Source organism: Egibacter rhizosphaerae (assembly GCF_004322855.1).
Lineage (GTDB): Bacteria > Actinomycetota > Nitriliruptoria > Euzebyales > Egibacteraceae > Egibacter > Egibacter rhizosphaerae.
Genome location: NZ_CP036402.1, coordinates 129,099 through 154,169 on the forward strand (window position 1 = coordinate 129,099; position 25,071 = coordinate 154,169).

18 protein-coding genes and 1 pseudogene are annotated in these 25,071 nt (G+C 72.4%); 5 read left to right on the forward strand and 14 right to left on the reverse strand.

The window, feature by feature from the left end:
* The first annotated feature begins 59 nt into the window (after positions 1–59).
* Both ER308_RS00550 and ER308_RS00555 read left to right on the forward strand, forming a co-directional pair.
* The gene (locus ER308_RS00550) at positions 60–1,013 is read left to right on the forward strand and encodes an alpha/beta fold hydrolase (protein WP_205745801.1); all 954 of its coding nucleotides are present in this window, start codon (positions 60–62) and stop codon (positions 1,011–1,013) included.
* Between the two features lie 21 nt (positions 1,014–1,034).
* Positions 1,035–3,515, forward strand: coding sequence for a DUF3536 domain-containing protein (locus tag ER308_RS00555; RefSeq protein WP_131153208.1), 2,481 nt, complete (start codon positions 1,035–1,037; stop codon positions 3,513–3,515).
* Here the strand turns inward: ER308_RS00555 and treY are convergent.
* Positions 3,512–6,268: a malto-oligosyltrehalose synthase gene (gene treY, locus ER308_RS00560; protein WP_131153209.1), complete on the reverse strand. Its 2,757-nt coding sequence runs from the start codon at positions 6,266–6,268 to the stop codon at positions 3,512–3,514. The two genes, ER308_RS00555 and treY, sit on opposite strands and share 4 nt — an antisense overlap.
* Positions 6,265–8,493 (reverse strand): glycogen debranching protein GlgX, encoded by a 2,229-nt coding sequence (gene glgX, locus ER308_RS00565; RefSeq protein ID WP_165491697.1) that lies wholly within the window; start codon positions 8,491–8,493, stop codon positions 6,265–6,267. Before glgX ends, treY begins: the two co-directional genes overlap by 4 nt.
* Before the next feature lie 209 nt (positions 8,494–8,702).
* Here glgX and ER308_RS22175 point away from each other — a divergent pair, with 209 nt between their 5' ends.
* Positions 8,703–10,055, forward strand: a complete 1,353-nt coding sequence (locus ER308_RS22175) for an MFS transporter (RefSeq protein ID WP_131153211.1) — start codon at positions 8,703–8,705, stop codon at positions 10,053–10,055.
* Between the two features lie 128 nt (positions 10,056–10,183).
* Here ER308_RS22175 and ER308_RS00575 read toward each other — a convergent pair.
* A pseudogene (locus tag ER308_RS00575) lies at positions 10,184–11,356 on the reverse strand (diguanylate cyclase domain-containing protein); the annotation flags it as partial.
* Positions 11,357–11,519: 163 nt separating this feature from the next.
* Here ER308_RS00575 and ER308_RS00580 point away from each other — a divergent pair.
* Positions 11,520–12,665: a glycosyltransferase family 4 protein gene (locus ER308_RS00580; protein ID WP_131153213.1), complete on the forward strand. Its 1,146-nt coding sequence runs from the start codon at positions 11,520–11,522 to the stop codon at positions 12,663–12,665.
* Between the two features lie 369 nt (positions 12,666–13,034).
* On the opposite strand, the gene ER308_RS00585 is transcribed toward ER308_RS00580, so the two are convergent.
* The 4 genes from ER308_RS00585 to ER308_RS00600 all read right to left on the reverse strand — a co-directional run bounded on the left by ER308_RS00585 (position 13,035) and on the right by ER308_RS00600 (position 16,264).
* Positions 13,035–14,384, reverse strand: coding sequence for a M48 family metalloprotease (locus tag ER308_RS00585; protein ID WP_131153214.1), 1,350 nt, complete (start codon positions 14,382–14,384; stop codon positions 13,035–13,037).
* 73 nt (positions 14,385–14,457) lie between these two features.
* Positions 14,458–14,808 carry a hypothetical protein gene (locus tag ER308_RS00590; protein WP_131153215.1) on the reverse strand — a complete coding sequence of 117 codons (351 nt, stop codon included), beginning with the start codon at positions 14,806–14,808 and terminating at the stop codon, positions 14,458–14,460.
* Positions 14,809–14,912: 104 nt separating this feature from the next.
* Positions 14,913–15,152, reverse strand: coding sequence for a hypothetical protein (locus ER308_RS00595; protein ID WP_131156830.1), 240 nt, complete (start codon positions 15,150–15,152; stop codon positions 14,913–14,915).
* Between the two features lie 305 nt (positions 15,153–15,457).
* Positions 15,458–16,264 (reverse strand): enoyl-CoA hydratase/isomerase family protein, encoded by an 807-nt coding sequence (locus tag ER308_RS00600; protein WP_131153216.1) that lies wholly within the window; start codon positions 16,262–16,264, stop codon positions 15,458–15,460.
* 212 nt (positions 16,265–16,476) lie between these two features.
* Here ER308_RS00600 and ER308_RS00605 point away from each other — a divergent pair, with 212 nt between their 5' ends.
* Complete coding sequence (locus ER308_RS00605) at positions 16,477–16,800, forward strand: WhiB family transcriptional regulator (protein ID WP_131153217.1); 324 nt, start codon at positions 16,477–16,479, stop codon at positions 16,798–16,800.
* Positions 16,801–16,806: 6 nt separating this feature from the next.
* Here the strand turns inward: ER308_RS00605 and ER308_RS00610 are convergent, their stop codons facing one another.
* The 7 genes from ER308_RS00610 to msrA all read right to left on the reverse strand — a co-directional run bounded on the left by ER308_RS00610 (position 16,807) and on the right by msrA (position 24,957).
* Entirely contained in the window at positions 16,807–18,996 is a 2,190-nt protein-coding gene (locus ER308_RS00610; RefSeq protein WP_131153218.1) for a cation:proton antiporter domain-containing protein, read from the reverse strand.
* 82 nt (positions 18,997–19,078) lie between these two features.
* On the reverse strand, positions 19,079–20,158 hold the full coding sequence (trpD, locus tag ER308_RS00615) for an anthranilate phosphoribosyltransferase (protein WP_131153219.1): 1,080 nt from the start codon (positions 20,156–20,158) through the stop codon (positions 19,079–19,081).
* A 3-nt stretch (positions 20,159–20,161) separates the two neighbouring features.
* Positions 20,162–20,692, reverse strand: coding sequence for a response regulator (locus ER308_RS00620; RefSeq protein WP_131153220.1), 531 nt, complete (start codon positions 20,690–20,692; stop codon positions 20,162–20,164).
* A gap of 144 nt (positions 20,693–20,836) precedes the next feature.
* A complete protein-coding gene (locus ER308_RS00625; RefSeq protein ID WP_420826266.1) occupies positions 20,837–21,868 on the reverse strand; it encodes a 2-oxoacid:ferredoxin oxidoreductase subunit beta in 1,032 nt (343 codons plus the stop codon).
* 23 nt (positions 21,869–21,891) lie between these two features.
* Complete coding sequence (locus ER308_RS00630; protein WP_131153221.1) at positions 21,892–23,799, reverse strand: 2-oxoacid:acceptor oxidoreductase subunit alpha; 1,908 nt, start codon at positions 23,797–23,799, stop codon at positions 21,892–21,894.
* A 159-nt stretch (positions 23,800–23,958) separates the two neighbouring features.
* A complete protein-coding gene (locus tag ER308_RS00635; protein ID WP_131153222.1) occupies positions 23,959–24,330 on the reverse strand; it encodes a HesB/IscA family protein in 372 nt (123 codons plus the stop codon).
* Positions 24,331–24,462: 132 nt separating this feature from the next.
* Positions 24,463–24,957 (reverse strand): peptide-methionine (S)-S-oxide reductase MsrA, encoded by a 495-nt coding sequence (gene msrA / locus ER308_RS00640; protein WP_205745804.1) that lies wholly within the window; start codon positions 24,955–24,957, stop codon positions 24,463–24,465.
* Positions 24,958–25,071 lie beyond the last annotated feature (114 nt).

The window sequence follows — 25,071 nt, forward strand, 5'->3', positions numbered from 1 at the left end:
CATCGCCGACGGGGCCGCCAGCAGGGGTCGGACCCCTACGCCAAGGTAGTCTGAGGACCATGCAGATCCGCGAGGCCCACATCCAAGGCCACCTGGTGCGGTACCGGGAGGCGGGTCACGCGAGCGATGGGACCTCCCCGCTGGTGCTGCTGCACGGCATCGCGGGCAGCTCCGAGGATTGGGCGGAGGTACTCGACCGCCTCGGCCGTGACCGCCCGGTGATCGCACCCGACCTGCTCGGCCACGGCGAGTCGGCGAAGCCGCGGGCCGACTACTCCCTGGGCGCCTACGCGAGCAGCGTGCGCGACCTTCTCAACATGCTCGGTCACGAGCGCGCTACGATCGTGGGGCACTCGCTGGGGGGCGGGATCGCCCTGCAGTTCGCCTACCTCTTCCCGGAACGCTGCGAGCGCCTCGTGCTCGTGGCCAGCGGTGGCCTCGGCGCCGAGGTCAGCCTGCCACTGCGCGCCGCGTCACTCCCCGGGTCCGAGCTCGTGCTCCCGGTGATCCTGCATCGGCGCGTGATCGAGGTGGGCCGGGCCATCCATCGCACGCTGGGGCGCGTCGGTCTGCGCCCGACCCGCGCGGCAGCGCAGACCTGGGTCACCTGCGAACGCCTGGCGACCACCCCGGCCCGATCGGCGTTCCTGCACACACTGCGGTCGACGGTCGACGTCCGCGGGCAGCGCGTCAGCGCGATCGACCGCCTGCACCTGCTCTCGCACGTGCCGGTGATGCTGGCGTGGGGCGAGCAGGATCGCATCATCCCGGTCGAGCACGGCCGTCGGGCCACCGCGGTGCTCCCGCACGCCGAGTTGGTCACGTTCCCGGGCGTGGGGCACTTCCCGCATCGCGAGGTGCCCGAGGACTTCGCCGCGACGGTCACCGACTTCGTGTCCGGCAGCGAGCCGTCGCCCGCCGACATCGCGCGGCAGGCCATGCCCGAAACCGCCGGGGGGACCGACGAGTCCGGCACCGCCTCCCCCGGATCCGCGCGGCCTGCCTACACATGAGCCACGGCTAGGATTCGCGACGTGCAACCCTTCGTCATCCACGCGCACTTCTACCAGCCCGACCGCGCGAACCCGTGGACCGGCCGCTTGGAACCCGAGCCGTCGGCCTCGCCCGACCGTGACTGGAACGCGCGGATCCACCGGCAGTGCTACCGCGCGAACGCGGTGGCGCGGATCTTCGACGCGAATCGCCGGGTCGAGCAGCTGGTCAACAACTTCGAGCAGCTGTCGTTCAACGTCGGACCGACGCTGTTGAACTGGTTGGCGTTCCAGGAACCGGACACCTACGCCCGGATCCTGGACGCCGATTGGCGCAGTTCGGTCCGGACGGGTCACGGAGGCGCGATCGCGCAGGCCTACCACCACACGATCCTGCCGCTCATGAACGACCAGGACCGGCGGACCCAGGTGCGGTGGGGGCTGGCCGACTTCCGGCGCCGGTTCGGCCGCGAGGCCGAGGGCCTCTGGCTGCCCGAGACCGCCGCCGACCCGGCCACGATCGACGCGCTGATCGACGAGGGGCTCCGCTTCACGGTGCTGGCGCCGCACCAGGCCGCCCGCATCCGTGAACCGGGCGGTGACTGGCAGGAGGTCGAAGCCGGACTCGACGTGGGGAGGCCGTACCGCTGCGCCCACTCCGACGGGTCCGGACGCGAGCTCGCGATCTGGTTCTACGACGGGCCGCTCGCACAACGTCTCGCGTTCGACCGCAAGGCGATGGACTCCTCGACGATGCTCCGCGCCATCCGCGAGGCCGGTCACCACGGCGGGCTGGTGCACGCGGCCCTCGACGGCGAGACGTTCGGCCACCACCACCCGTTCGGCGAGCTCGGCCTCGCCTACGTGCTCGCGGGGGCAGCCAGGAGCGAGGGCCTCGAGCCGACGAACTACGCGGCCGCGCTCGCCGCCCGCCCGCCCGAAGCCGAGGTCCAGATCCTCGACGGCGAGGGCAGCTCGTGGAGTTGCAGCCACGGCGTCGATCGGTGGATCCGCGATTGCGGGTGCGCGAGCGAAGGGCGTCCCGGTTGGGACCAGCAGTGGCGGACCCCGCTGCGTGCGGCGCTCGACGTGGTCCGTGACGCGGCCGCCGAGGCGTTGACCGACGCCGAGCTACTACGCGACCCCTGGGTCGCACGCGATGCGTACATCGACGTGCTGACGGGCGCCCAGTCGCCGCTCTCGTTCCTGCAGCAGCACGGTCGGCGGGGTCTGGCGGGGAACCGGCAGCCCGATGTGTGGACGCTCCTCGAGGCGGGGCGGCACGCGATGGGGATGTACACGAGCTGTGGATGGTTCTTCGCCGACATCGGGGGGTTGGAGGCGACCTACGTGATGCGGTTCGCCGCGCGCGTGCTCGACCTCCTCGACGAGGCGGGAGCACCGGCCCCCCGCGAGGCGGTACTGGAACGCCTCGCGGAAGCGCGCAGCAATCAGCCCGACCTCGGCAGCGGCGCCGACATCTGGCATCGCGACGTCCTGCCGCAGGCCGTGCCATCCTGGCGGGTGGCCGCGCACGTCGCCCTCGAGCACGCGGTCAACGGCAGCGGAGGCGACCGCGAGCCCAGCACGGTGCCCGGCCACGAGGTGACCGTCACGTCGTGGCGCTCGGCCTCCCACAGCCGACTCGGGCTGACGACCGGCGCCCTCAGGGTGCGGTCGACGGCCACGACCCGCGAGCGGCGGTTCGCGGTCGCGCTCGCCCACCTCGGCGGCCTCGACTTCCACGGTTCCGTCGCCGAGGACCCCGGCGGAGCGCTCGACCTCGATGACCTGTGGGAGCACTTCCCGACCGCCCCGCTCGCACGGCTGCTGCGCGGCGTCGACGAGCTCGGCAGCGACCGCTCGAGCGTGGGGGGCCACGCCTTCGGTCTCGAGGCCGCGCTCCCGTCACGGCGGGTGGCCATCGTCGACGCGGTCTTCGCCGATCTCACGGGCCGTTTCCACGAGCAGTACTCGCGGCTCTACCAGGACCACCGGCGCACGCTCGAGATGCTGCGCGCCGCCGGCTACGAGCTCCCGCGCGACCTGCGTGCCGCCGCGGAGCTCACGCTCGCCCGCGATCTCGACACCGAGATCCACGCCCTCGACGATCGTCCCGGCGGGGACCCCGCGCGCTTCGCACCGATCGTCGACCTCGTGCAGCACGCGCACGATCACGGCTACCAGCTCGACGTGGAACCGGCACGCCTCGCCCTCGAGCGTCACATCGAGGCCGCCACCGCGGAGGCGTGCGCCGATCTCACCCCCGAGCTGGCCGGACGTGTGCGGGGGTGGCTGGACCAGGCGGTCGCTTTGGGGATCGAACCCGACCTCTCCCGCGCCCAGGAGGACGCCTACGCGCTCGCCCAGCGCGCACGAGCGGGGCGCCTCTCGCCGGACGCCACCGCCGTGCTGGCCGAGCTCGGAACCGCGCTCGGCCTCGCGCCGGCGGCCTGGCAACGCGACGAGGAGTACGGAGAGCTCCGGCATTCCGAGGCTGCGGCGGAGCGGCGCGCCGGCTAACCCTGCGGTCGAGGCGGGGCCGGGGAGCCCTCCGGAGTCCTCCGGTCGGGAGTGTCCTGGGCGCCGGGTGCCGTGCCCGCCGGTTCGAGGAGTGCGACGGGGAGTACGGCGCAGACCTCGCGGAGATCCGCGATCGGTCCCTGGTGATGGCGCCCGGTGTAGACGTCGCGCCACGAGCCCGGGTCCAGGGCCGGGAACGTGACCCGCGTGTCGCCCCACGCCTCACCCACCGGTGGGTGGCCGGCCTCGGCCATGATCCTTCCGGGCAGGCGAGGCGCGACGGCCACCGCCCCCGCGCCGTCAGGTGCCGACCGTGCGAACGCGACGACGTGGTCCGCGCGCTCACCACGGGCGGGCAACGGCTGATAGCCGGCTTGCGAGCCGAACGCGGCAGGCCGCCGCGCACGCAGGCGCAGGGCCTCCCGCAACACGTACGCCTTCACCCGGCCGTCGCGCCGCGCGGCGAAGAGCTCGGCCGGGTCCGCCCGGTCCAGCCCGGGCAGCATGTCGCGCCGACGCGCGAAGTCGGTGGGTCGCCGGTTGTCGGGATCCACCAGGTCGTCACCCCACAGCTCGGTGCCCTGATAGGTGTCCGGGACGCCCGGGGACGTCGCGCGCAACAGCGTCTGCGCCAGGCCGCTCACGATCGCGATCTCGGCCACCTCGTGCGCGAACGCGGACAGCTCGTGGGCGAAGGTGGGACCGTGGTCCGGGTCGAGCAACCACGCGACGAAGGAGCCGAGCCGCTCCTCGTACGCGTGACCGGGCTCGTGCCAGCTCGTGTGCGTCGCGGCCTCCCGGCCCGCCTTCACGAGGTAGTCGACGACGCGGGCGCGCAGCTCGTCGTTCGGCCAGCGACCATCGAGGGGCCACACCCCGAGCAGCGTCTGGTAGGCGAGCCACTGCATCGCCGCGTCGGGCGCCCGGTGCGGCGAACCCCGCTCCACATCCTGCTCGAACTCCTGCTCGAACTCCTGCTCGAACTGCCGGGGGACCTCGGCGAGGATCCAGCGGCGCGCGGCCGCGACGACGTCCATCCCCCGCTCGCTGATCGCCGCGATCCGCAGCCGGACGTCCTCACCGCGTTTGGTGTCGTGGGTCGACGTCGTCAGCATCCCGGTGGGCTGGCGGCGCTGCCGCTCCGCCTGGCTCGCGTGGAACCCATCGGCGTCCAGCCCCATCGTGGTCGGATCGCCGCCGACCTCGTTCAGCGCCACCAGCCGGAGATCACGATAGAGGTGCGTGTCCTCCAGGCCCTTCGCCATCGCCGCGCTCGACAGCTGTGGGAAGCGCGCACGCAGTTCCCGTTCCGCCGCATCGTCCGCCGCGGCAACGGGATCGGCGACCGCGGGGGCCGTGTCCGGTCGCAGGCTCCGACCCGTCAGGACGTCCCCCACGAACGCGTACAGCCGCTCGACGGCCTCCGCGCGCGATCCGTCGGGGAGGGTGCCCGCGGCCACCCGAACTGCCCTGTCCAGCCGCTCGCGATCCACCTGATCGGACCGGCCGCTCTCCGGGTCGACGTAGGTCCGGTAGACGGGCATCGCTTGCGCGAGCCGGGTGACCACCTCCCGGCACTGGGCGAACACGGTGTCGCGCACCTCGCGCCGGCTCTCCGCCGCCCGCCACAGCAGACGAGCGAGTCGGTCGACGTCGGCGGCCAGATCGTCGGCGAGCACCTCGCCCTTGGCTCGCACCACCCCGGCCCGGAAGTCCCCGCCGCGCTCCCCGAGCACCTCGAGCAAGAACGCGTCGACCACCGACTCGAACCCGGGGTCGACGAACAACCCGAGCACGTCGCGCGCGAACTCGTAACCCGTCGTGCCCGCCACCGGCCAATCGGGTAGGACCTCACCGGGCTCGGTGATCTTCTCCGCGACCGTCCACACCCCACCGCTGCGCCGGGCGAGCCTGCGGAAGTACCCGCCGGGGTCGCGCAGACCGTCGGGGTGGTCGATGCGCAGCCCCGCGAGCACCCCGTCGGCGACCAGCCGCAGGATCGTGCCGTGCGTGCGCTCGAAGACGTCGGGATCCTCGACGCGGACCGCCGCGAGGTCGTCGACCGCGAAGAAGCGCCGGTAGTTGACGAGGGACCCGCCGGTGCGCCAGTGGACGAGCCGATAGTGCTGCGCCTCGATGAGCCCGTGCAGCGCACTCCAGCTGGCGGGCTCGCCCGGGGAGCCCGCGAGTCCCGCGGGACCGCCCGCCTCGAGGACGAGCCCCACGGTCTCGGGGGCCAGCGGCAGGTCGTGCTCGTGATAGCGGAGCCGATACCCGTCCTCGCGGGCCTCGACCGCGAGCTCGCCCGCGTGCAGGACCTCCCCGTAGGGACGACCGAGGATCGGGAGCACCACCCGTCCCCGCGCCCCCGGCAAGGGATGGTCCCAATCCACGTCGAAGACGGCTGCGGCCGCCGACAGACGGCCCCCGGCCAGCAGCTCCTCCCACAGCGGGTTCTCGGGCCCCGTGCCGACGTGGTTCGGCACCAGGTCCGCGACGACCCCCAGGCCGTGCGCGTGCGCTCGCGCGGCGAGGTCCCGAAGGCCCTGCTCGCCGCCGAGCTCCTCGCGGACGCGGGTCGGATCCACGACGTCGTAGCCGTGAGTGGATTCGGCACGCGCCGCGAGGATCGGCGAGCAGTAGAGGTGGCTCACGCCGAGATCGGCGAGGTATCCGACGAGGTCCGCAGCCGTCGCGAAGTCGAGGAAGTCGGGCCGCAACTGCAAGCGGTAGGTGCTGCCCGGGGCACTCATCGAGGACGAGCCCCGACCTCCGCGGCGTCGTCGAGCCGGCGGAGCACGACCAGGCTGCGATTGGTCACCTCGCGCTCGTCGCCCGCCCCGAGGAGCCAGCCGTCGGCCTCCCGCAGCATGGCGGTATCGAGCAGCACGCGCCACCGCTCCCCGTAGCGTGAGCTCGGCACCCGGAACGTGACGTCGACCGCGTCAGCATTGCAGAGCACCAGGAAGGACTCGTCGAGCACGCGCCGCCCACGGTCGTCGCGGGTCGGGAGGGCGCGCCCGTTGAGGAAGAACATGAGGGCCGTAAGCCGCGCGGTGTCCCAGTCCTCGTCGGTCATCGCGCTCGCATCGGGCCGGAGCCAGTCGAGGTCGACCATGCCGATGGGGCCGCGTCGACTGCCCTCGGACGTGCCCTCGCGGCCCCGAAAGAACTGCTGGCGCCGGAAGACCGAATGCTGGCGACGCAGATGGATGAGCGTCCGGGTGAACTGGTACAGCGACCGCTGCTCGCCGGGGGTCATGCCGCCCGCGGCCTCGTTCGGCTCGTCCGCATCCGTGGGATCGAGCCAGCTCCAGTCGTACCAGGCGAGCTCGTTGTCCTGGCAATAGGTGTTGTTGTTGCCCCGCTGGCTCCGCCCGAACTCGTCGCCACCGAGCAGCATGGGCACACCCTGGCTGATGAACAGCGTCGCGAGGAAGTTGCGCTGCTGGCGCTGCCGCAGCGCGTTGACATCTTCATCGTCGGTCGGGCCCTCGACCCCGTGGTTCCAGGAACGGTTGTGGGACTCGCCCGAGTCGGGGTCGGCGAGGTTGGCCTCGTTGTGCTTCTCGTTGTAGCTCACGAGGTCGCGCAGCGTGAAACCGTCGTGGGCGGTGATGAAGTTGATCGACGCGTTCGGCCGCCGCCCGGTGTGCTCGTAGAGGTCGCTCGAGCCGGACAACCTCGTCGCGGTCTCCCCCAGCACCGCCGAATCGCCGCGCCAGAAGTCGCGGATCGTGTCGCGGTACTTGCCGTTCCACTCGGTCCAGAGCACCGGGAAGTTGCCGACCTGGTAGCCGCCCTCCCCCACGTCCCAGGGCTCGGCGATCAGCTTCGTCTGGCTGATCACCGGGTCCTGCTGGATGATGTCGAAGAAGCTCGACAAGCGGTCCACGTCGTGCAGTTCGCGCGCGAGCGCGGCCGCCAGATCGAAGCGGAAGCCGTCCACGCGCATCTCCAGGATCCAGTAGCGCAAGCTGTCCATGATGAGCTGCAGCACGTGAGGGTGGCGCACGTTGAGGCTGTTGCCCGTACCCGTGTAGTCCATGTAGTAGCGCGGCTCGTCCTCGACCACGCGGTAGTACGCCAGGTTGTCGATCCCGCGGAAGGACAGGGTCGGGCCCATGTGGTCGCCCTCGGCGGTGTGGTTGTAGACCACGTCGAGGATCACCTCGAGGCCCGCGGCGTGGAGCTCCTTCACCATCTGCTTGAACTCTTGGACCTGGCCGTCGGTGTGCCGCCACGCCGCGTACTCGTCGTGAGGAGCGAAGAAGCCGATCGAGTTGTAGCCCCAGTAGTTGCGCAGCCCGTGCTCGTGCAGGAAGTGGTCGTGCACGAAATGGTGGACCGGCTGCAGCTCGACGGCGGTGACGCCGAGATCGATCAGGTGCTCGAGGACCGGTGGGGACGCGAGCCCGGCGTAGGTCCCGCGCAGCTCGGGCTCGACATCGGGGTGTTGCATCGTGAGGCCGCGCACGTGGGTCTCGTAGATGACGGTATCGGTCCACGGCGTCAACGGGTGGCGGTCCTCGCCCCAGTCGAAGTAGGGGTTCGCCACGATCGCCCGCGGGACGTGCGGCGCGCTGTCGCGGTCATCACGGACCCGGTCGTCCTCGCCCATCCGGTAACCGAACACGGACTCGTCCCAGTCGACGCCACCGTCGATCGCCTTCGCGTACGGATCGATCAGCAGCTTGTCGGGGTTGAAGCGGTGCCCGGCCTCGGGTTCCCAGGGGCCGTGCACCCGGAAGCCATAGCGCTGGCCGGGCCCCACGCCGGGTAGGTAGCAGTGGAAGTTGTATGCGGTGCGGTCGGCCATCGTGATGCGGCGCTCCTTGCCGCGCGCGCCGAACAAGCACAGCTCCACCTCCTCGGCGTGTTCGCTGAACAGCGAGAAGTTCGTCCCCGTCCCGTCCCAGGTCGCACCGAGCGGGTAGGGACGTCCAGGCCAGTGATGCACGGGGGATCTCCTTGTCATGGGCCCGGTCGTACCGGTGTTATGGGCCCGGTCGTACCGGTCCGGCGCGGACAGCGCAGCCGACCAGAGTACAGTGCCACGGGACACCGCTCGCGCGAGCGGATGCCCCGTGCCGTGGTCGGCGCGCCCACCATTCCCTCCTGAGGGAGCCCTACCCCTGTGACCGTCACCAAGCGCCGCGCGCCGCGCGCCAAGGCACCGACGCGCCCGTGAGCCGCACACCTCGCGGGTGGCTCTCCGGCCCGGTCCTCACGGCCGCTGCGCTGTCGGCGATGGCGGGGTTCGCCCAGTTCGGCCCCGCCGCAGCCCTCGCGGACATCTCCACCGCGTTCGGTGACCCGTCCCTCGAGCCGGACCGGGTCACCGAGCTCGCGCTGCCGGGATCCGTGGTCGGGCTCGGTCTCGCCATCATCCGCCTCGCCTCGCTCGGCAGCCTCACGCTCGCCGGGTTCGCCGATCGGGCTGGCCGACGACGAGTCCTCCTCGTCTCCACGGGTCTCGGGCTCGTGCTCACCGGCCTCTCGGCGCTGGCGGGCTCGTACTGGTGGTTCGTGGCGATCTTCGCCCTCGGCCGCCCGTTCCTCTCGGCGACGAACGCGGTGGCGGGGGTGACGGCCGCCGAGCACGTACCGACCCGTGACCGGGCAGGAGCGATCGCCGTCATCGCCGCTGGCTACGGGCTGGGCACCGGCGTCACGCTGCTCGTGCGCGACCTCGCCGGCGATGTCCTCGGGTTCCGCGGCCTGTTCGCGTCGGCGGCGCTGCTGGTGCTCCTGCTCCCGCTCGCCGCCCGAGCACTTCGCGAACCTACGGTCTTCGCCTCCGCGCGCCGCTCCACCCCCGCGACCCGGTGGCGACTCGGCGCCGTGCCGCGTCCGCTGGTCCCACGCCTCGTGCTGCTCGGAGCGCTCACGTTCGGCATCGGGTTCGTCACCGGCCCGGCCAACACCTACGTCTTCCTGTTCGGCGAACAGGTCGTGGGCCTGCCGTTGCGCACCCTCACGCTGGCAGGCTTGTCGGCGGGTCCGATCGGGCTGCTGGGTCTGCTGGCTGGTCGCTGGGCCGCCGACCGCCTGGGCCGCCGGCCGAGCTGCATGCTCGGCATGGCCCTGGCCGGCTGCGGCGCGATCGTGCTCTACAGCGGAACGGCGACCGCCGTCGTGGTCGGCTACCTCCTGAGCCTGCTCGGCCAGTCGGCGTACGGTCCTCCGGCCGGCGCCATGGACGCGGAGCTGTTCCCCACCCGGGTGCGGGCCACGGTCGCTGGCTGGCTCACCGTCGCCGGCGTGCTCGGCGCCAGCAGCGGCCTCGCCCTGTTCGGCGCGCTCTGGGAGGCGATCGGTCCGCAGCCCGCCGCGCTCACGCTCTTCGTGCCGATCGTCGTCCTGGCCGGCGCCTACTGGTTGCTACCGGAAACCCGCGACCGCGAGTTGCCCGACGATGTCGAGACCACGGCCTCGCCGACCTCACCGGGCACGCCGACCTCCCCGACCTCGCCGGGCTCGCCGACCTCCCCGACCTCCCCGACCTCGGCGGACTCGGCGGGCTCGGCCACCCCGTGACGCGCGTCCGTCCCCCGCAGGGATGAGGGACGGGACTCCGGACCGGCAGCCGGCCCGGAGTCGCTCTCCGGGAGCGCGACGGCGCACGTGCGCCCCAACCGGATGCCCCGGGCGGAGCCGGCCTTGGCCTCGTACATCGCCGTGTCGGCATCGGAGAGCAACCGCTCACGATCGTTGGAGTCCCCTCGCTCCCGGTACGAGATGCCGACGCTCGCGACGAGCTCGACCTCCCCGGCGGTCAAGGCGATCGGCTGGCGAATCGCCTCCTGGATCCGTTCGGCCACGACCAGGGCTGCCTCGGGGTCGGCCACGCCGGTGAGCAACACCGCGAACTCGTCGCCCCCCAGGCGGCCGAGGAGGTCGTGGGGCCGCAGGCAGCGCTGCAGCCGTTGGGCGATGATGCGGAGCAACTCGTCACCGGCCTGATGACCAAGGCGATCGTTGACGGCCTTGAACCCGTCGAGATCGAGGAACAGCACCGCGATCGGAGCCTCGTCGGCGACGACGGCGTCGTCGATCCGCTCGAACAAGCGTGTGCGGTTCGCCGCGCCGGTCAGCGCATCGGTCGCGGCCTGTCGCAGCAGTTCCCGCTCGAGGTTGCGTTGGCGGAGGAACTGCTGGGCCAGCGCGAGTGCCGCGTCCGCCTGCCGCGCGAGCAACTCGAGGCACTCCCGCTCGTAGGCCGAGACCTCCCGTGAACGGGTCGTACCGACGGTCAGAACGGCGGTGAGGGCATCCCCGTTCCAGACCGGGCAACCGAGGACCGTGCGCATTCCGGAGACCCCGTCCCCCGCGTCCCGGCCGGAGGGGACGGTCCAGCCGGAGGGATCCTCGAGCTCGACGACGTCGCCGGATGCGGCGACGGCCTCGAGGATGCCGTCCTCGGCAGGCCCGGTCGTCGGCAGTGACTCCGCGTCACCACGCCGTGCGACCGCCCTCCACCGCTGGCTGCCGTCGTCGTACAACGAGAGATCGACGGCTTCGAAGCCCAACTCCGCCGCCGCGTCGGCGACGGCGGACAGGACCGCCCCCGAGTCGGCGGTGGTCATCCCACGCCCGGCCGAGACGACCGTCGCCAGCAACTCCGCCCGGTGCTCCGCCTGCTGCTCGGCATCGCGTCGCGCGCCGAGGATGCCCGCGAGATGGCGCGCGGTGGCGCCACCGATACCGGCGAGCGCGACGAGCAGCACGACCTGCGCCACGAGAACCCCCGTCTGAGCCACGAGAATGCCCGCTGCGCCGATCACGAGCCCCAGCAGGGCTCCCACGATCGGCGGGAGGATTCCGCGGAGGACACGCATGTCGCCCCGTGCGTCCGGACCCACCCGGTTCCCTTTCCCGCTCCTCGATGAATCCGCATGGGATCCATCCCGCCACCGGTCAGGGTACGCCACGGAAGCGACGATGTGGTGACCCGTTCCACATCCCCGACCCGTCCACGTGCGCTAGCGTCACGGTTCACCCATGCGCACACTGCTCGTCACCAACGACTTCCCACCCGACGTCGGCGGTATCCAGCGCTTCGCGGTCGAGCTCGCCACACGGCTGCCCGGAGCGGCCGTCCTCGCGCCACAGCATCCCGACGCGGGCCCGCACGACCGGGACCTGTCGGTCCCCGTGTGGCGCGCGCCCGCGCGGTACCTGCTACCCGAACCCCGCACGCACCGCGCGCTGCGGCACGCCGTCCACCGGCACCGGGCCGACACGGTGCTCTTCTTGTCACCCGTCCCGCTCGCCCTGCTCGGCCACGCGCTCACCGTGCCCTGGGCGGTCGTCTCGCACGGGGCGGAGATCGAGATCCCGGGTCGGGCCCCGATAGTCGGTGGGCGCATCCGTCGCGCGCTGCGAGGCGCCGACGGGCTCTTCGCCGTGAGCGAGTGGACCGCCGACCGTATCCGACGGCTCGTGGGGCCCGGCGGTCCGCCGGTGCACCTGCTGCGCAACGGTGTGGATCCGCAGCGCTTCACGCCGGAGGCGGACGGCACCGCGGTGCGGCGACGGCTGGGCCTCGGCGACGCGCCGATGATCCTGTGCGTGGGACGCCTCGTTCCCCGCAAGGGTCAGGACCGACTCCTCGACGCCCTCCCCCGCATCCGCGCCCACGCGCCGGACGCCCGCCTGGTCCTGGTGGGCGACGGTCGCCTGCGCCCGCGCCTCGAACGGGCCGCGGCCGCGCTCCCGCCGGGCGCGGTGGTCCTCACCGGCACCGTGACCGCCGACGACCTACCCGCGTTCCACGCGGCGGCGGACGTGTTCGCGCACCCCAACCGGGATCGCTGGGGCGGGCTCGAGCAGGAGGGGTTCGGGATCGTGTTCCTCGAGGCGCAAGCCTGCGGCACCCCCGTCGTCGCCGGCGCGAGCGGGGGCTCCCCCGAAGCGTTGCTCGAGGGCCGTACCGGATTAACTGTCGACGGCGCCGACCCGGCGGCCATCGCCGCGGCGGTCGGCTGCCTCGTGGCCGACCGCGAGCGCGCGAGTGTGATGGGCCATGCCGCCCGGAGCTTCGTTGCCAGCGAGTTCGCCTGGGACGCGATCGTCGACCGCCTCGGCCGAGACCTCGCGACGCTGCGCACCCGCCGTCTCCCGCCCGGCTCGACCGCCTCGGGCTAGCCTGTCCAGAGGTCCGAATGGACCGGCACAGCGACCCGGCGGAGAATCCCACCATGGCTCATCACCGTGCACTGTGCTGGCGGAACAGCCCAGCGAGGGTGCGGAAGCCGGAGCGGACGCGGCGCTGTCGAGCCGCGGTCGCCGGGCGCGCTCGGGTGGCTCGCGCTCGCGGTCCGGTTCCCGGTCGAGGGGTGGCTCCTCACCCAGTCGTTCGCGTTCCCGCGGGGGCTCCAGCCGGAGACGATAGGCCGGACATGACCGCACCCGGACCGAGCGGGTGCGGGCGCGGACCGTGGTAGTGACGCTGCGGACCGCCTCGGTCGCTGCGTCGAGCATCGGCACGCGCTGATGCCGGTGCTGCTGCCCATCTCACCGGTCCTGCTGCTCCTCGTCCAGGCCTCCTACCCGTAGATGGGGACGGACCGGGCCCCTCCAGTCGAGCGGCCAGCGCTCGCCCATCTCGAGCCGACTCGCGGCCGGAGGGTGCGAGGACCAGAGGAGGCGCGCCCAGGTGGGTGGCGCGGGATCGCTGAGGTTCGCCCGGCCGATCTCGGCCTTCTGGCGCAGGTAGACGTCGCGGTCCCCGGTCAGCTCCAGTGAGCCCAGGTCCGCGGCGGCCTCCATGTCGCGTGACACGTTCATCGCCACCGGCGCCGAACCGTTGACGAGCAGCACGACCACGGCCACGGCGACCGCGGCGCCGCGAGGGTCCGCGAGCGTCCGCTGCTTCCCGGCGCGAACTCGCCGACCCATGACGCCCGCGAGGACGTAGGCCGCGGCGACCACTCCCGCGGCCGCCGCCGCGGTGCCGCGGGCGAGATCGCCGTTGCGATGGTGGGCCAGCTCGTGGGCGACCACCATCCCGACGTCCTCCGGTGGCCGTGCTTCGAGCAACGTGTCGTACAGGACGATCCGCCGGGTCGCCCCCAACCCCGATACGTAGGCGTTCTGTCGGGTCGTCCGGGCGCTCGCCTCGGCGACCAGGATCTCGTCCATGTCCTCGCCCGCTGCCTCGATCACGCGGGAGACGTCGGTGCGCATCTCGCCCTCGGGCAGCGGCACGGTTCGGTGCTGCAGGGGCTCGAGCACGAGCGGTGCCGCGAGCACGAGCAGCGCCGCGGCCGCGCCGCCCGCGAGCCCGGCGAGCGGAGCGAACGCTCGCGGTGCGCGACGAGCCAGGCCCAACGCTCCTGCGGCGCCGGCCGCGACGATCAACCAGATCGCCGCCATGTTGCGAGTCCAGTGCCAGAGCCACTCCGGCAACGACTGCGTCGAGAACCCCCACATCCCGTCGTGGTACCAGCCGAGCCACACGTTGAGGGGCAGCACGGCCAGGTCGACGATCACGACGATCGCGGCCACGACGGCGGCGCCCGCGAGCACGGGACGAGTCGATCCACCCATGCGGTCGACCAGACCAGCGACGACGCGGCGGCCCGTGGGCGTGAAGGCGATGAGGCAGGGGATCGCGATCCGAAGGGCAAGACCCAGCAGCCTGAGCAGGTACCGCGGCCCGTGATAGGCCTCGACGGCGGCCAGGTGGTCGGCGTCGAACCATCGCGCGGGATCGGGAACGCCGCCGAGATCGGGCGCGAGCGGGCGCAGCGCCACCGCTGCGATCCCGGCCACGACGACGACGGCGGTGAGCACGTGTAGCGGCCACAGCGGCCGACGACGGGTGGGCCCGGGCGACCCGGCCTCCTCGATTCTCGTCGCCACCACCGCTCCGCATCGTCGGCACCGATCGCGACACCTTCCAGGACGAGTCCGCCATATCGCCGGACGCCCCGGATCAGCGCGCCATTGTCGGCTCCGGCGCCGAGACCGACAATCCGACCCGCTCCCGGCCGCCCGGCCGGTCGCCGGTCCCCGACCCGGGCGCACGGGCCGCGTCCTCCGCTGCGATGAGCGCACCCACGAGGCAGTCGTCGCACTCCGACGACCGCGTGTGCGGACACGGTTCGCAGTCGAGGACGATCGGTTCGGCGGCCGGGGCGTCCCCGGCCAGGATGGCGCCGTCGAGGCTCACGGACGCAGGTGCGACGCGGGACGGCACGCCGTCCACTCGGGTGCGGGGCCCGTCGTGGGCCCCGTCACGGGGCCCATTGCGGACAGTGGCGGCCTCGGGGAAGTTCGCGTCCACCGGCACTCCCTTCTGTCATCGGTTCACCGGGCGTTCGGCTCGGCCTACGCCACGACCGTACGGAAGGGGTGCGACAACCGGCCCTGTCGACCGGCCGGCGGCGCTCAGGCGTCGGCTGCCTCCGGCCCCGGGGTGCGCACGACGTGCACGCCGTCACCGGTGTTGCACCAACGGCAGCGCACCTCCTCGATCTCCAGGTCGCGGATCTCCTGCTCCTCGGGCGTCCCCGCACCGGACAGATCGAAGTGCCAGAAGCGCGAGAGCCGTTCGGTCGTGCGGACGTCGAAGCGCGTCAGGTTGCCGCACTGGGCGCAGCGATACCGCGTTCCGGGGGCGAGGCCCAGGCGGGTCTCGGCGGCGTCCGGCGTACGAACTGGTGCATCGGCCACGGGTTCCTCCTCCTCGGGATCAACGACGGGTGAGCCGGCCGCCGGCTCGGAGCACGCGCTCAACCTGGGGGTGTGCGCATGCCACGGGGCGTCGTGGGCCCACGGTTCGAGGGTAACGTCCACCCGCGGACCACCCACATCAGCCGCCTCGCCTGCGACGACGTGTTCGTACCGCGCAGGGCGCAACCGTTCCGTCACGAGGACCCGAGCGCAGCGCACGCTCGACTGGATCGAGGCGCACCGCCGCCGACCCCGGCCGACTAGAGCCCGCGAAACTCGGGAGCTCTCTGCTCGCGGAACGCCGCGGCCCCCTCCGCCGCGTCCTCCCCCGCGAAGGCGATCGCCTGTGCCGTGAACTCGCGGTCGAGCGCCGTCTGCGCGTCAGAGTCGAAGGCGTCGAGGAGCAAGCGCTTGGTCATCCCGAGGGCCGCCGTGGGACCTCGGGCGAGGGTCGCGGCGACCCGGTTCGCCTCCTCGAGCAGGTCGTCCGCGGCGACGACCCGGGTCACCAGTCCTAGTCGCTCGGCCCGGACGGGGTCGACCGTCTCCCCGAGCAAGCAGAGCTCGCGCGCGGCGCGCAGGCCGACCATGCGCGGCAACAGGAAGGTGACGCCGAAGTCCGGCACGAGACCCCGCTGGGCGAACGCGAAGGCGAACGAGGCCTCCTCGGATGCGAGCACGACATCGGCCGCGAACGCGATACCCAGTCCCGCACCGGCGGTGGGCCCCTTCACCGCCGCCACGAGCGGTGTCTCCAGTGCCAGCAGGCGCTGGGCGAGGCGTTGTGAGCCCGAGCGCATCGAGCGGCGCACCGCCGGGGGACGCGCATCGGTGCCGGCCATCTCGGCCAGCGCCGCGATGTCGGCGCCCGCGCAGAACCCTCGCCCCTGTCCGGTGAGGATGATCGCTCGGACGGCCGGATCCGCGTCGCGAGCATCGAGCACCGCCTCCAGCTCGCGGCCCATCGTCTGATCGATGGCGTTCAGCTTGTCTGGCCGCGAGAGCGTGATGGTCGTGACGCCGTCGGTGTCGCTGACCGACAGGCGGGTCGGCGTGTCGGTGGGCATCCTGCCTCCTCGTGCGGCTCACGCGGGCACTTCCGGATCGGCCCCTCGGCGGCCGCCGAGGGATCGGGACCGTCCCGGCCCCCGAACCGGCTCGGCGCGCAGCCTACGGCTCCCCGCTCCCGGACGGCCACCGAGACACCCGCGCGGGAACTCGACCCTCTGCCCGCTCGTTGTCCGGTACACGGACAGCGCCGTGCGAGGCGAGAGGATCGATGCGCAACGCAGCGAGCCCGAGCGACACCCGGTCGGACCGCCACGAGCACCCGGCAGCGGGCCACTCGGTCAGCACGTTGCCCGAGGACGACACGTGGGTGGCGCAGGCCGCCTGCCGGGACGCGAGTCCCGACCTGTTCTTCTCCGACCGGGCCGAGGACATCCGTGCCGCCGTGAGGATCTGCCGACGCTGCCCGGTCGTGGAACCCTGTCGCGCCGTGGCCCTCGCGTCCGGGGAGCGCTTCGGGGTCTGGGGTGGGCAGACGGAACGGCAGCGCCGCCGGGAGCTGCGACAGGCTGCCGAGCAGCCCGACGCGGCCTGACGCGGCCTACATCCCGTCGCTGGGGAAGACCACGACCAGGACGGTCTGCTGCGCGCTCTCGAGCAGGTAGTCGACCCCGTGGCCGAGGAACAACCCCTCGTCCGTGGAGCGTCCCACCGCACCCACGACGATGAGGTCGGACCCCCGTTCGTTCGCGGCGGCGGCGACCTCGGCGCCCAGCGAGGGACCGGTTCGGGTGAGCGGGGTCACCGTGCACCCGAACTGCTCGGCGAGCTCGTCGGCCTGCCGCAGCACGCGCGCGGCGATCGCCAGCGAGCTGGCGTCCGACTCGCCGCCGGCCCCCGGGTGCCAATAGGACCCGGGCTGCCAGTACGTGCTCTCCCCGATCCGGTCGGGGCGATTGACCACGTGGAGCGCGTCCACGCCGGCACCGGAGCGCTCACCGAGCGTGTAGGCGATCTCCTGTGCCGCCCGCGACACGCGGTCACCGCCGATCGGCACCAGGATGCGGCGCAGGTCGAGCGGCTGACTGTGTCCGTCGACGCCCACCCCGTGCTTGACCAGCAGCACCGGCACCGGCGCCTGGGCGATCGTGCGGGCCAGCACCGGTGAGACGGCCTCGCTGCCGGCGAACGCCTCGGTCAGACCGAGCGCGAGCAGGCCGTGCCCCAGGGAGGCCTCGGTGCGAATCGCCGCGGGGATCTCGCGCGACTGCTTGTCGACGCGGTCGACGTTGCGCCCCGCGAAGACCTCGCGCGCCTCCGCCACCGCCTCCTCGGCGCTGCGGCGATCCATGGCGTCCGCGTCCGGTCCATGGATGGTGAGGAGCGTGACCGACGCCTCCGGCCGCAGCGACTGATGCAGCAGCTGCGCAGCGAGCACCGAGTTCCCACCGCCGCGCGTGGGCAGCAGCGCGCTGCTCGTGCGGGCGATGATGGAGCGGGAGAGGATCTCCTCGCGCTCGAGGCGAGCGCGCTCCTCCGGCGAGGTCTCGAACCGCTGCAGCACCGCGCGCAGCAGCGGCGGGGTCATCATCGACGTGACGATCGCCGTGACCATGATCACCGTGTAGGACTCGGTGTTCAGCACACCGATGCCCAGACCGATGGTCGCGATCACCACCTGCAGCGCTCCCCGCGCGTTCAGACCGATCCCCAGCGCGAGGCCCTCGAGCCGTCCGAGACGGCTCATCCGCGCCCCGAGGTAGGAGCCGACGAGCTTGGAGGCGGCCGCCACGACGAGCACCACCACCGCCCACAGCGCGATCTCCGGGTCGAGCAACAGCCCGAGGTCGACGAACAGCCCGGCCGTGGCGAAGAACAGGGGGGCGACGAACGAGCTCGTGAGCGTCTCGATCGACGCGCGGGCCTCCGGCCGCAGGTAGCGCGAACGACCGAACACGATGCCGGCCAGCAGTGCACCCAGCACCGCCTCCACCCCGATCGCCTGCGCGATCGCAGCCGCCACGAACGTGCCCCCGAGCAGCACCGTGAACGACCGCTCCTGGCCGTGCTCGCCTCGCCGTGCCGCCCGCAGGAGCCGGTCCACCCCCCGCTGGCCGTACAGGAAGGTCACCGCGACGAACAGCGCGAACAGCGCGAGCGTGACGCCGAGGTCCAGGAGATCGAACCCGCCGGCCGCCACGAGCCCCGAGACCGCCCCCACGAGCAAGTACCCCACGAGGTCGTTGGCCATCGCGGCTGCGACGGTCACCTGCCCGAAGTTCCGTCGCATCAGGCTCATCTCCATGAGGATCCGCGCCACCACCGGGAGGGCGGAGATGGCCAGCGCGATCCCGGCGAAGAGCGCGAAGGAGACCCGGTCCCCCGCTGCCCCGATGAACAGCGCGGGCATCGCCCACCCGATGGCGAACCCCAGCAGCAACGGCACGACGAGGCTCCCGGTCGAGACCCAGAACGTCTGACGACCGAGCTTCCTGAGCAGGCCGAGGTCCGTCTCGAAGCCGGTGACGGTGAGCAGCAGCGCCGCGCCCACCCACGCGAACGCGAGCAGCAGGCCGCTGTGCACGGGCTCCTGGGGGAACAACCACCCGTGGACCTCGGGGGCCAGTCGTCCGAGCAGCGTCGGCCCGATCAACAGGCCCGCCGCGAGCTCGCCGATCACCGAGGGCTGCCCGATCCTGCGCATGAGCGTGCCCAGGCCGCGCGCTGTCAACAGGATGACCGAGAGCTGGACCCAGAAGACCAGCAGTTCGTCGCTCGAGAGCGGCTCCACGGCAACCTCGACAGGATCGGCGGCAGGTGAGACCGAGAGTCGGGCGCGCGGACCGGCGGGGACCCGTTGCGCCTCGAGAAGGCTAGGTGGCGGCGGCCTCCCGTGCGACCGTCACCCAGCGGTCCAGCGTCGCCGCTGCACGCCCCTCGTCGATCGCCGCGAACGCGGCCTCGAGTCCTTCACCGAGGGACGCGGCGCGATCCGCCGCGTAGAGGGCCGCGGCGGCGCCGAGCGCCACGATGTCGCGCGGCGCCCCCGGCGCGCCGTTGAAGACCTCGTCGGCGATCCCGCGACAGAGCGGCACGTCACCGCCCTGCAACTCGGCCAGACTCGCGCGGCGCAAGCCGAGCGACTCGGGCTCGAGCTCCCATTCGGTGACGGTCCCGTCGCGGACCTCCCACACGTTGCTCGGCCCGGTCGTGCTGAGCTCGTCCATCCCGCCCGGGCCGGTGAACACCAGTGCGTGGCGGGCGTCGAGGCGGGCGAGCACCTCCGCCATGCGCGGGGCCATCCGCACGTCGCTCACCCCGACCGTCTGGTGGCGCACGCCGGCGGGGTTCGTGAGCGGACCGAGCACGTTGAAGACGGTCCGGATGCCCAGCTCGCGGCGAGCCGGCATCACGTGGCGCGTCGCGGGGTGGTAGCTCGGCGCGTAGCAGAACCCGATCCCGGCCTCGGCCAGACAGCGCTCGACCCCCTCAGGCGGCAGGTCCGTGACGAGCCCCCATGCCTCGAGGACGTCCGCCGAGCCGCAGCGCCCGCTCGCGGCGCGGTTGCCGTGCTTGGCCACGACCGCCCCCGCACCGGCCGCCACGACGGCCGCGAGCGTGGAGACGTTGAAGGTACCCGAGCGGTCGCCCCCGGTGCCCGCCGTGTCGACCGCCCCGTCCGGTGCTCGGACCGGGACCGCGTGGGCCCGCATGGTCGCCACGAGCCCGACCAGCTCGGATGCCTGCTCCCCCTTGGCCCGCAGCGCCACGAGGAAGCCGGCGACCTGGGCCGGTGGAACGTCCCCGCGCATGATCGCATCGAGCGCCGCGCGTGCGTTCGCCTCGTCGAGATCCTCGCCGCGCACCAGCCCGTCGAGGAGCTCGGCCCAGTCGAGCCGTTCGGCGGGGCCGGCGGCTCCGACGGCGGTGGGAAGCACCTCAGGGGTCGTCATCGCCTACCGATGGGTCGCCTCGCGGCCACTGCCGAGCGCCCGCTCCCGGGACTCGGGACGGCCCGGCAGCTCACCGGGCTGGCCGGGCCCCTTCACCGGGCCGGCCTCCTCGAAGGTGACCACCCCCGGCAGGCGCGGGATCGGCCTCCCCTCGGCCAACGCCTCGACCGCGTCGGCCAGGTCGAAGGGATCGACGGGCTTGATCACCCATGCGTCCGCCTCGGCCCACCGGGCGAGCCACTCGTCCTGGCGGCGATGCATGAGCAGGATCACCGGCGGCATCGGGCGGCCCATCCGCTCACGAGCCTTCATCTCACGGGAGAGGTAGAACCCGCCCGTCGGCTGGGTGTCGTTGTCGCCCACGACGACGTCGAACGGCTCGTCGTCGCTCCGGCCGTCCGCGATCGCATCGAGGAGAAGGACCGCGCGTTCCGGCCGACGGACCTCGGTGAAATGGACCTCGCCGTCACCGGTCAGGGCCGTGGTGACCTGGTCGGTCACACGCGGCCCGCTCGACACGAGCAGTACCCGCAACGCTGGCTCCTGGGTCGGGGTGGTCTGGACGATGGTGCCTGGGGCTGCCCGGCCGTCGGCCTCGCATGAGCCAACCGACCGCTCCCGCATCATGCCACCGCAGGGGCCGACAGGCGAGCCGAGCGTCCCCGCGAGGACGGCTGCCTAGACCGTCCAAGTGTCGCGGCCGCGCAGGAGCGCCTGCAGATCGCCGGGCCCCTTGCGTGCCACGGCGTCGTCGAGCTGGGCAGCGACCTCGTCGCCGTAGACCGGCCGTTCGGTCTGGCGGAACAGCCCGATCGGCGTGGGCCCGTGCGGCGTGTGCGCGAGACGGGAGAGCATGAACGCGAGCCCGGGATCGTCGCGGTGCGCGTCGTGGACGAGGAGCGCCTCCTCCCCCACCTCGGCGACGTCCACGACCTCGAGCTCGCCGTTGGCCCCCATGGCGACCCCGTGCTCGCCCTCCGCGCCGAAGCGGATCGGCGTACCGTGCTCCAGGCGGATCTGGTTGGGCTTGTTTCCTCGCACCCCATCGAACGCCCCATCGTTAAAGATGTTGCAGTTCTGATAGATCTCGATGAACGAGGTGCCGCGGTGCTGGGCGGCCCGCTCGATCAGGTCGGCGAGGTGCTGGCGCTCGTTGTCGACCGACCGGGCGACGAACGTCGCCTCGGCACCCAGGGCGAGGCTGACGGGGTTGTAGGGATGGTCGAGGGAGCCGACGGGCGTCGATTTCGTGACCTTCCCGACCTCGCTGGTGGGCGAGTATTGCCCCTTGGTGAGCCCGTAGATCTGGTTGTTGAACATCAGCACCGTGAGGTCCACGTTGCGGCGCATGGCGTGCAACAGGTGGTTGCCGCCGATCGAGAGGGCGTCGCCGTCGCCGGTCACGACGAAGACGCTGAGCTCGGGCCGCGCGGTGCTGATGCCCGTCGCGATCGCCGGAGCCCGGCCGTGGATCGAATGGAACCCGTAGGTCTCCACGTAGTACGGGAACCGAGCGGCGCACCCGATGCCGGACACGAACACGAAGTTCTCGCGGGGCACGCCCAGCTTGGGCAGGACGCTCTGCACGTTGGCCAGGATCGCGTAGTCCCCGCACCCGGGGCACCAGCGGACCTCCTGGTCGCTGGTGACGTCCTTCTTGGTGAGCTCGCGCGCATCGCCGTTGGACGCGCCGTCGCCGACCTGCGGCAACAGCCCTTCGGACGTGTCGGTGCTCACGAGAGGCTCCTCTCCGGCTCGCCGCGGCCCTCGGCGGCCGCGACCTCGTCGGCGATGGCGTCCCGCAGCTCCCCCGTCCCGAACGGCAGGCCGGCCACTCGGTTGTAGCCCCGCGCGTCGACGAGGAAGCGCGCACGCAGCAGGGACCGCAGCTGCCCCATGTTCATCTCGGGCACGAGCACACGCTCGTAGCGCCTGAGGACCTCCCCGAGGTTGGGCGGGAACGGGTTGAGGTGGCGCAGGTGCAGCTGGTCCACCGCCAGTCCCTCGGCGCGGCAGGCGCGCACGGCGGCGGCGATGGGCCCGTAGCTGGAGCCCCACCCCACGACCAGGACACGGGCGCCGGGGTCGGCCCGATCGACCTCGGCAGCAGGGATGTCGCCGGCGATCCGGTCGACCTTCGCCTGGCGCAGCTCGGTCATGCGGTGATGGTTGTCCGGGTCGTAGGAGATGTCACCGGACCCGTCGGCCTTCTCGAGTCCCCCGATGCGGTGCTCGAGCCCCGGGGTGCCGGGGATCGCCCAGGGTCGTGCGAGGGTGTCCGGGTCGCGATCGAACGGCGCGAACCCGTGCTCGGCGTTCTCGCCGTTGGCACCGGCCGCCACCGCGAACCGCACGGCGCCGCGCAGATCCGGCAAGGCGGCCACGTCCGGTACCCGCCACGGCTCCGCGCCGTTGGCGAGGTAGCCGTCCGAGAGCACGAAGACGGGGGTGCGGTAGGTCAGCGCCATCCGCGCGCCCTCGATCGCGACGTCGAAGCAATCGCCCGGCGTGGAGGCGGCGATCACCGGGACCGGCGACTCCCCGTTGCGGCCGTGGAGCGCCTGGAGCAGGTCGGCCTGCTCGGTCTTGGTCGGCAGGCCGGTCGACGGCCCTCCGCGCTGGATGTTGAGCACGAGCAGCGGCAGCTCGACCGCCACGGCGAGCCCGATCGTTTCCGTCTTCAGCGCGACGCCGGGACCGCTCGTCACGGTCGCCGCGAGGTGCCCCGAGAACGCCGCTCCCAAGGCCGCCCCGACGCTGGCGATCTCGTCCTCGCCCTGGAACGTCCGCACACCGAAGTTCTTGTGCTTCGACAGCTCGTGCAGCACGTCGCTGGCGGGGGTGATGGGGTAGCCGCCGAGGAACAGCGGCAGCCCGGCTTGCTGGGACGCCGCGACGAGCCCGTACGAGATCGCGAGGTTGCCGGTGATCTGCCGGTAGGTGCCCGGCGGCAGCTCGGCCGCGGCCACCTCGTACGCGTGGTCGAACGCCTCGGTCGTCTCGCCGTAGGCCCAACCGGCGTCGAACGCGGCGATGTTGGCCTCGGCGACGCGCGGCTGCTCCCCGAACTTCTCGCGCAACCACTCTCGCGTCGGTTCGGTCGGCCGGGAGAACATCCACGACATCAGCCCGAGGGCGAACATGTTCTTCGCGCGCTGCTTCTCCTTCTTGCCCAGCTCCGCGTAGCCCTCGAGGGCCCCGATCGTCAGCGTCGTGATCGACACCTCGTGCACCTTGAAGCCGTCGAGCGTCCCGTCCTCGCGGGGATCGGACTCGTAGCGCGCCTTGCGCAGGTTCTGCGGGGTGAACGCGTCGGTGTTCAGCACGAGGGTCGCGCCGCGTTCCAGATCACCGAGGTTCGTCTTCAGCGCCGCGGGGTTCATGGCCACGAGCACGTCCGGGCTGTCACCGGGCGTCAGGATGTCGTGGTCGGCGAAGTGCAGCTGAAAGCCCGACACGCCCGGAAGCGAGCCGGCGGGCGCCCGGATCTCGGCGGGGAAGTCGGGCAGCGTCGCGACGTCGTTGCCGAGCGCGGTCGTCACCGAGGTGAAGCGGGTACCCGCCAACTGCATCCCGTCCCCGGAGTCGCCGGCGAAGCGGACCGTGACCGTGTCGACCCGCTCGACGGGCTTGGTCGTCATGAATCCTCCCTGCAGACAGTCGTGCCGACAGCGCTGGCCGGAACGCGCGTCCCACAACCGAGCATCGAGTGCCCGCCGACATCGCGGGCAGGCCGGGACGAGGGACGGGGAGCCGGGAGCCGTGCTGTCGCTCCGCCGGGCCCCGGGCTCGAGCCCCGGTCAGTGGAAGCTGTCGCCGCAGGCGCAGCTGGACTGCGCGTTCGGGTTCTCGATCGAGAACCCGGCACCCTGCAGGCTGTCGACCCAGTCGATCTGCGTGTTCTTGAGGTGCGGTGCCGACATCTTGTCGATCCGCACGGGCACGCCGTGCTGGTCGGCGACGACGTCGCCTTCGAGCTCGCGGTCGTCGAAGAACAGGGCGTACCGCATCCCTGAGCACCCGCCGGGCTGCACGGCCACACGCAGGGCGATGTCCTCGGCGTTCTCCTCCCGGGCCATCAGTTCCTTGACCTTGGTGGCCGCGCCATCCGTGAGGATGATCGGCTCTTCCTTCGTCGTGACCGTCAGGGGGATCGAGATGCCGTCACTCATCGGCAGAACCTCGTGAGTCGCTGGTGAATGTCGCCCGCAGCTACTCGGGCTGAGGGCACTCTGCAGTGTAGCGTCGAGGCGCGAGCGCACCACGGGGGCCGGCCATCGTCCCGAGCGCCCGGCACGGCCCCCCTAGATGCGGCAGCTCGCCAGGCCGCGCTTGACCAAGTACTGCTGGTGGTAGTCCTCGGCGGGCCAGAACGTCGCGTCGTCGTCGATCTGCGTGGCGATGGGCGCATCGAACCGCTGCTGGTGCCGGGCCACCGCCTTCTCCGCCGCGCCCTGTTCCGCCTCGTCCGCGACGAACACGACGGAGCGGTACTGGCTCCCCACGTCGGGTCCCTGGCGGTTCACCTGGGTGGGGTCGTGGGCCTCGAGGAACGTGTCGAGCAGCCGATCGTACGAGACCTCCGAGGGGTCGTAGGTGACCCGCACGACCTCCGCGTGCCCCGTGTCGCCCCGGCAGACCTGTTCGTAGGTCGGCTGCGGGGTCGTTCCACCCGCGTAGCCGACCCGCACGTCGGTGACGCCGGGGACGTTGCGGAACGTCACCTCGACGCCCCAGAAGCACCCGGCTCCGAACATCGCCTCGGCGGTCATGCGCGCGACGCCTCCCTTTGACTGCATCAGGAATCCGATCTGCCCGGAGTATGCCCCAGACGACGGCGATGCATCGCGACGGTCCCGGGCCCCGCCCGGCTGCCGCCCGCGAAGGCCGGGCCCACCTACACTCCCCGCGTT

Excerpts from the sequence above, each read along its gene's own strand:
- ER308_RS00550 (WP_205745801.1), top strand. The coding sequence starts at position 60 with ATGCAGATCCGCGAGGCCCACATCCAAGGCCACCTGGTGCGGTACCGG.
- treY (WP_131153209.1), bottom strand. The coding sequence starts at position 6,268 with ATGAGTGCCCCGGGCAGCACCTACCGCTTGCAGTTGCGGCCCGACTTC.
- glgX (WP_165491697.1), bottom strand. The coding sequence starts at position 8,493 with ATGACAAGGAGATCCCCCGTGCATCACTGGCCTGGACGTCCCTACCCG.
- ER308_RS00580 (WP_131153213.1), top strand. The coding sequence starts at position 11,520 with ATGCGCACACTGCTCGTCACCAACGACTTCCCACCCGACGTCGGCGGT.
- ER308_RS00600 (WP_131153216.1), bottom strand. The coding sequence starts at position 16,264 with ATGCCCACCGACACGCCGACCCGCCTGTCGGTCAGCGACACCGACGGC.
- ER308_RS00605 (WP_131153217.1), top strand. The coding sequence starts at position 16,477 with ATGCGCAACGCAGCGAGCCCGAGCGACACCCGGTCGGACCGCCACGAG.
- trpD (WP_131153219.1), bottom strand. The coding sequence starts at position 20,158 with ATGACGACCCCTGAGGTGCTTCCCACCGCCGTCGGAGCCGCCGGCCCC.
- ER308_RS00630 (WP_131153221.1), bottom strand. The coding sequence starts at position 23,799 with ATGACGACCAAGCCCGTCGAGCGGGTCGACACGGTCACGGTCCGCTTC.
- ER308_RS00635 (WP_131153222.1), bottom strand. The coding sequence starts at position 24,330 with ATGAGTGACGGCATCTCGATCCCCCTGACGGTCACGACGAAGGAAGAG.
- msrA (WP_205745804.1), bottom strand. The coding sequence starts at position 24,957 with ATGCAGTCAAAGGGAGGCGTCGCGCGCATGACCGCCGAGGCGATGTTC.